Here is a 6,054-nt window from a genome sequence, read left to right on the forward strand (position 1 = left end):
TTGCACCGGTCGCACCTGTGGCGCCTGTCGCTCCGGTTTCGCCTTGAGAGACGCCAGCCATTCAGCTTCCGTGCCCGTGAAGCCGTTATCCACAGCAACCTGATAGGCGGACTCACCAGCTGGACCAGCGGGGCCTGTCGCACCCGTCGCGCCGGTATCTCCTTTAGGGCCAGCCGCGCCTGCTGCACCGGACGATCCCTGCGGGCCGGTTGGACCAGCATCCCCTTTCGCGCCAGCGGGGCCACACGGGATAACGAGCGCTGCTTCCTTTGTCGTGCCATCAGAGAGCGTCTGCGTCAGTGTGGCGGAACTGTTCTCACCGGGCGTGACAGTGCCACCCTGATCGATGCTGATGCTGTCGATCGTGACGCTAGCGCCGCCGCTGCCGCCGGTTCCTCCCCCGCTCGATGCGACTTGCGCCAGCGCCGAACCCAGAGGCGTTGCCTTGCCGCCGAACATGACTGTGTTCTCGGTAACGTCGCCGCCAGATGAGACGAGACTGCTGATCACATCACCCACCGACTGCGTGGACGAATTGCCGCTGCTATCCAGCGTCTCGGCATAAGGCATGCCGGCAACCAGCGCTCCGCTCAGGAGAAGCGCACCACCGTCAACATGCGTCCATTCACCATTGCGGACTGCCGGGATGCTATCGCCCTTCTGCGGGGTGATGGCGCTCGTCTGGGAAAGTGATGTCGTGGTCATGGGACGAGATACGCTCCGCTATCGTCAATGAGGTAAGTGCCGTTGAGGGCGAGTGCATTCGCTGGGATGGTGTCGTCGCCGGGCGGATCGGTCGCTATCGTCGCGTTGCTGATCTGCACGACGAAGGTCGCCGCTTTCGTGCGCCCTTGCTCCGTGGTGATCTCGACCACGACCCTCTGCCGTGTGCGTGGCGGTCCGGACGCCAGCATCACCACGACAACCGTGTCGCTGTAGACATGATCCCAGAGCGCGGTCAGATCGTAGGAAAGTCCCTGCGCATCAGGGCACGAGACTGAAACCGTGTCGATCGCATCGCCTGTGTCGCCAAACCAGCCGGTGAAATCGACCGCATAATCGAGGCAATCCGCAGACGATTTGATGAACGGCTGCGACTGGCACGAACATGACTGGCTCGTGACAAAGCCGCTCAGGCGAAATGCCGCCCATCCGCCGCATCCCTGCGTGGCTGTGGGCGACTGGTCGGCAGGCACGGTGTATGTGCGGCCCGGCACCGGGATGAGGTTGTCAGGCAGAGACATTGGCATCATCCATAAGGTTGAGCGCTGTTTCCGTTCGGGCTTTCAGGCGGTTGAGCCAGCCGACGCCGAACCGCGTAAAGCCGTCGAGGCGCTGGTAATATTGTTCCTGAATTTGTCCGAGATAGAGGATGTGGAGCGCCTTCTGAGCGACCGGGCGTTGCGCGAGAGCCGCCTGTGTCACCGGGCCGAAAATGCCGTCCGCGACCACCGAAAGTCGCATCTGTACGGATTTCATTCTCTCCGCGCCGAGCCTCTTCGCCTGAGCATCCACGTGAGTTGTCTGAGCAGCAGCAATCGCCGCCAGAGAGGTGTCGGGACCAGCCATAACCGCATGATCAAATCCCATCAGATCAACCCCGGCATCGAGGCTGTCTCCGTAAACCTGGTCCCAGTATCGCGTGCGATAGATTTCCGCCGCAGTCTCCCGCGACAGATTGCGCATGTCGGTAACGAGCAACGGGCGCCCCACATGCAGCATCAGCGTGTGAGGGGTGATCCCCATATTTGTGCCGATCAGCGGACCACCACCGATGGTGCCGTAGAGATAATTCCCGGCATCGTTTGGATCGTTCTGGAACCCGCCTTCCCACCGCAGGGTGAAGTCGAGGCAGGCAGGGAAATTGGCAGCAGTCATAGTGCTGTGAACCCGAAATGATGGGCCACAATGCCGCACGCCACACCAACACCGACTGATATGCCAAGCGTCACATACGTTCGTAGAGAGCCGATGCGGTCCAACTTTGTATTGAACTGCGCGAATCCTGTCGCAAGCTGCTTTTCCAACTGCTCGGCGCGCGCCTTGTTTTCAGCGGAAAGAACCGAGACCTGATTGGACAAAGATTTCTGGCCATCTTCGAGCTGATCCACTCGGTGCCTGAGAATCCCCATCTCGACATTGACCTGCGGCGTTTGTTCGTCAGACATAAAGAAATCCAGAAATGAAAAACCCCGCTCAGTGGCGGGGCGTTTTTAGGAGGCGGCGTATGATTATATGATCAAATAAGAACGGCAGTTCCTGAAATATTCAGGATTGATGCAGTCCCATTCAAAACCACATTGATGTCAATATTGACACTTTCACCAGAAACAACCTGAAGGATAAACGTTCCCGCACACACGTTCGAAGATGACCAATTCAAACCACCGGCAGTTTTTGTGAAGCCGCTTCCGGTCACTGTGGCTGCATTTATTGTCTGCCCGCTATCATTCCCCGCATTGAAGTTCAGAAGTATATTTCCTGACCGCGATGGAATGAATGTTGCGGACGCCGTAGTCGCCTGCGTGTTTGTGGCACTGATACTGACGTCATATAGCCCCAGAGGCTGCTGCGCGTAGCCTTTGACCCAATCCTGAGTGGCGTATCCAAGGCCTGTAATGTAAGAAAGCGTGGGAATGGCCATGGAAATTCCATCGCCCGTCGCCTGCAGATAAGCCTGTGGGTTATTTTCTGTCCAGTTTACCCCTTGAAAATTGGTCATGCTGGCTCGCCCATCGCCGCCGACGAAATACTGTCCAATATAATTCAATGTCGGGACAGCGAGGCTCACACCACCAGCAGTAACCTGAACATAAGAATTTATAGAATCAGATGTCCAGTTGACACCCTGTAAGTTAGAGAGGGTAGCGTTCCCATTAACACCTGAAAAATAACTATAGAGAACATCTCTAGTTGCAAGAATATAGTCTTTGCTTTCCCCTGATACATCAGTCCCTCGAAGATAAGGCGCAGAATAACCATATCCCCAAGCCGCCGACGAAATCTTGAGATCATTATTTCCGTTGGTAGCCGCTGGAGTTCCGACAAAATTTCCCGATACCCATGATTGAAGGGCATAATCATCCATCATGTTCTTCCATGATGATCCAGCAGAACTGGGGTCTGTTACATTCGAATCAGCTGTTGAAATAAAAAACTCTCCAGCATTACTTCCTGCAATAATTGCTCCCTTTGGATAACCCCCAATACTATTGGCGAAATCCGCATTAAACTGGCCTAAATATCCCGCTTGCAGTCTCTGGATGGCGCGCGACAGAAGATTTAGAAATCCATTGAAATCTCTCCCATCCGTATATTTCCCTCCTCCTGAGGGGGATAGGAAAGTCTCTGGCGGGAACCCAAGCCCAATAGATGCAGACCCGTCTCCGGCGGTATCCTGGTTAGCTGGGATCGACCGGATGTATGAGGGCGCGGCGCCAGCTCCAATCAGGACGCCGAACAGAGCGCCGTCATCGGATTGCTTCATCAGGATGTGCCTTTAATGGAGTAGGAAACGGAAACGCCGGATGGACGCGGGAGAACACCGCTATTCTGAATGATGCTCCTCTGAACAAGGCTGGGAGAAAACCCGAATACGTAAGTCATGCTCATATCGAGGCCATCCTCTACCCACGCATCACCCTGTCCATAAAACAGCGTCATCAGGACTGCGTTTAGAGACAGAACGGAGCCATCTGTTATATTCTTGAGCGCCTTCGCCTTAATAAGTTGCCTGAAGGCGTCGTCAGAAATACTCACCTGATCTCCGGAGATTATTCCGTTGTAAAAAACAGAATATCCGAATGTTTCTTCCGTCACATCTTCGGTCCATCCGAAGAATTTATCGTCTGCGACCTTCAGAACGCGACTAACACCAACTATGCGCCCCCATACGTCAAGTCCATATCCGACTGCCGTCTCAAGGTTCCAGACATTGGCGAACCACTGATCCACAAGGGGAGATGGATCAAGTGCCTGATTCCAGCCGGATATGATCGTGCAAAGCGAACGGGCACTCGCATATTGCGAGAGAATAGTTTTCTCGATGTTCTGCATTAGGATAGCGTGACAGTGATCATGCCAGATAAGAGGGAAGGAATCTGGTCAATACCCATATCTGCCGTCAGCCCCGTGGGGTTGGCTGATGTGCCGACATAAATATCCACGATCTTTACCCAACTGCCGATGGCAGCAACGGCGCAATAGTACCGACTGGCAAATACTGTGCCACCAATCCGTTCTTTCTGCCCGTCATAGTCGCCGTTGAAAACAGAAGTAATCGCTTCAATGCATGAAGCGACTGCTGAACTAGGAACAAGAGAACTGTTCTTGAGAGTTATCGAGAAATAGATTGGTATGACTGTTGGTCTCGTAAACTGCACGGAATATGTCGGCGCAACATTGTATCCGCTCTGATCGTCGGAAATGGAGACCGTTGTCGTGCCTGTGTATCCGCACCCGGGCGGCTTCTTCCGCAAGATGGACCGCGCAACATCGTCATCGGTTCCACCACTCACACACACAAATAAGGAGTGAGCCGCGACACTGACCCCACCAATAGATAGAGCCGTATCAGCAGAATTGTCCGTGACATAAGCGTCCGTCACGCCGCTTACGCCAATAACCTCACCGTAAATTGCCTCATTCGAACCGACGGAATTCTTCTCAACGGAAGCCGTTCGCCTTGCCTCAAATTGCTGGCGCGTTTCTTCTTCGCTGCCAATAATCCCTGCGGTAGGATTCGAGACGGAAGTAAGACCTGGAATCGCCTGATAGATGCTGACCGTATTGGGAGGGCATACGACTGCACCCAATGCGGCACAGGAGAACGTTCCTGTAGCAGATCCAGATGCGCCTATTGAGATTTCTCCATCAGCTACGTAATAATATCCGCTCTGATCCTGAATTCTCGTTCCCGCGGGGATGACGGTGCCACTGGCTCCAGAACAGACGACCGATACGACGGTCGCCGTCGCCCCTTTCCGGGAGATAAAATAGAGTTGGCCAACAGCATCCTGCAGGCGTCCCGATGCTCGGGCGGGGTCTACGCCATTGATGACTGCAAGTATCTGATCCAGAGCATCCCCAAGGGCTGCCGTGAACGACATGGCAAGTTGTCCTTGCGGGGTGGATAGATCTGTATTCGCACCCCCCCCCAAGGCTGCATTGATGTCATCCAACGCCCCAGAAAGAATATCGGCCTCAGCAGGGGCCACAAATCCGCTATCTGTGAAAGACGGGGATGGAACTGATGTGGTTCCATAAGTGCTAGATCCAGACACTGCTCACCGTTCCATCGCTCGTCGCCACAACCACAAACCCTGCAAGTTGACGCTTCGCATTTATTCCTGTCAGGACGACTTGGGCATCAGAAACGCCAGAGACCGACATCGCCACCTGACGAGCTTGCTCACGAAAAACACTGATTGATTGATACTGCCCGAGGATATTCTGCATGTAGGGCAGACCCTTGGTGGTGTCGTAGTAACACTCGCCCAGAAACACCCGCAGCGCGCATGCGACGTCCTGAATTACTGAATACGGGGCTGAGCAGACAGCCATATTCCCAGCGCTATCCAGAACCAAATCCCACGTGGTTCTGTCGAGCAGCAGCGATGTCATGGTGTCCGGACACAAAAAAAGCCGCTCAAAATGCGGCGAACACAGAGATAGCAATGTTATGCGAACATGGCACTTTTTGTATAAATAAACAAGGTCTACATCTCGCGGTCTATTTTAACGTCCCTCATATAATGCTCGAAGCTTTTCCCGAACATGCGACGGACAGCATTCACCATGAAGCGCCGAGGATAAATCACCTTGAGTTTTTGGGCGGAGAGCCCTTCGACATCCCACACCATGCGCCTAACCATCCGAAGGAGCGCCATTGCATTCCCAAATGTCACGTCGGGATTGCGTCGGCGCATCTCCAGCAAAATCCAGATCGCAGCGTCTATTTCATCAATGGAGAGCGGCTGAACCTCACCTTCATCGTCCGGTTGGCCCGGACTGGATAACTGGCGCAGTCGCTCTATATTGGTCTTTTTTTTATTC

At 54.2% G+C, this 6,054-nt stretch carries 8 protein-coding genes and 1 pseudogene; all 9 read right to left on the reverse strand.

Annotated elements, in window-relative coordinates:
• A pseudogene (locus tag ABF824_RS15060) lies at positions 1-705 on the reverse strand (hypothetical protein); the annotation flags it as partial.
• Positions 702-1,244: a hypothetical protein gene (locus tag ABF824_RS15065; RefSeq protein WP_415489806.1), complete on the reverse strand. Its 543-nt coding sequence runs from the start codon at positions 1,242-1,244 to the stop codon at positions 702-704. The pseudogene ABF824_RS15060 and the gene ABF824_RS15065, both read right to left, overlap by 4 nt.
• Positions 1,231-1,878, reverse strand: coding sequence for a glycoside hydrolase family 108 protein (locus ABF824_RS15070; RefSeq protein WP_415489807.1), 648 nt, complete (start codon positions 1,876-1,878; stop codon positions 1,231-1,233). The genes ABF824_RS15065 and ABF824_RS15070 overlap by 14 nt, the downstream gene beginning before the upstream one ends.
• Positions 1,875-2,168, reverse strand: a complete 294-nt coding sequence (locus tag ABF824_RS15075) for a hypothetical protein (protein ID WP_415489808.1) — start codon at positions 2,166-2,168, stop codon at positions 1,875-1,877. Before ABF824_RS15075 ends, ABF824_RS15070 begins: the two co-directional genes overlap by 4 nt.
• 71 nt (positions 2,169-2,239) lie before the next feature.
• Entirely contained in the window at positions 2,240-3,487 is a 1,248-nt protein-coding gene (locus ABF824_RS15080) for a hypothetical protein (protein WP_415489809.1), read from the reverse strand.
• The gene (locus ABF824_RS15085) at positions 3,487-4,056 is read right to left on the reverse strand and encodes a DUF2612 domain-containing protein (RefSeq protein WP_415489810.1); all 570 of its coding nucleotides are present in this window, start codon (positions 4,054-4,056) and stop codon (positions 3,487-3,489) included. Before ABF824_RS15085 ends, ABF824_RS15080 begins: the two co-directional genes overlap by 1 nt.
• Positions 4,056-5,216, reverse strand: coding sequence for a baseplate J/gp47 family protein (locus ABF824_RS15090; RefSeq protein WP_415489811.1), 1,161 nt, complete (start codon positions 5,214-5,216; stop codon positions 4,056-4,058). The genes ABF824_RS15085 and ABF824_RS15090 overlap by 1 nt, the downstream gene beginning before the upstream one ends.
• A gap of 52 nt (positions 5,217-5,268) precedes the next feature.
• Positions 5,269-5,622 carry a hypothetical protein gene (locus ABF824_RS15095; RefSeq protein WP_415489812.1) on the reverse strand — a complete coding sequence of 118 codons (354 nt, stop codon included), beginning with the start codon at positions 5,620-5,622 and terminating at the stop codon, positions 5,269-5,271.
• Between the two features lie 95 nt (positions 5,623-5,717).
• On the reverse strand, positions 5,718-6,054 hold a 337-nt coding region (locus ABF824_RS15100; protein WP_415489814.1), incomplete at its 5' end, for a hypothetical protein.

It is taken from the genome of Acetobacter sp. (assembly GCF_047721705.1).
Lineage (GTDB): Bacteria > Pseudomonadota > Alphaproteobacteria > Acetobacterales > Acetobacteraceae > Acetobacter.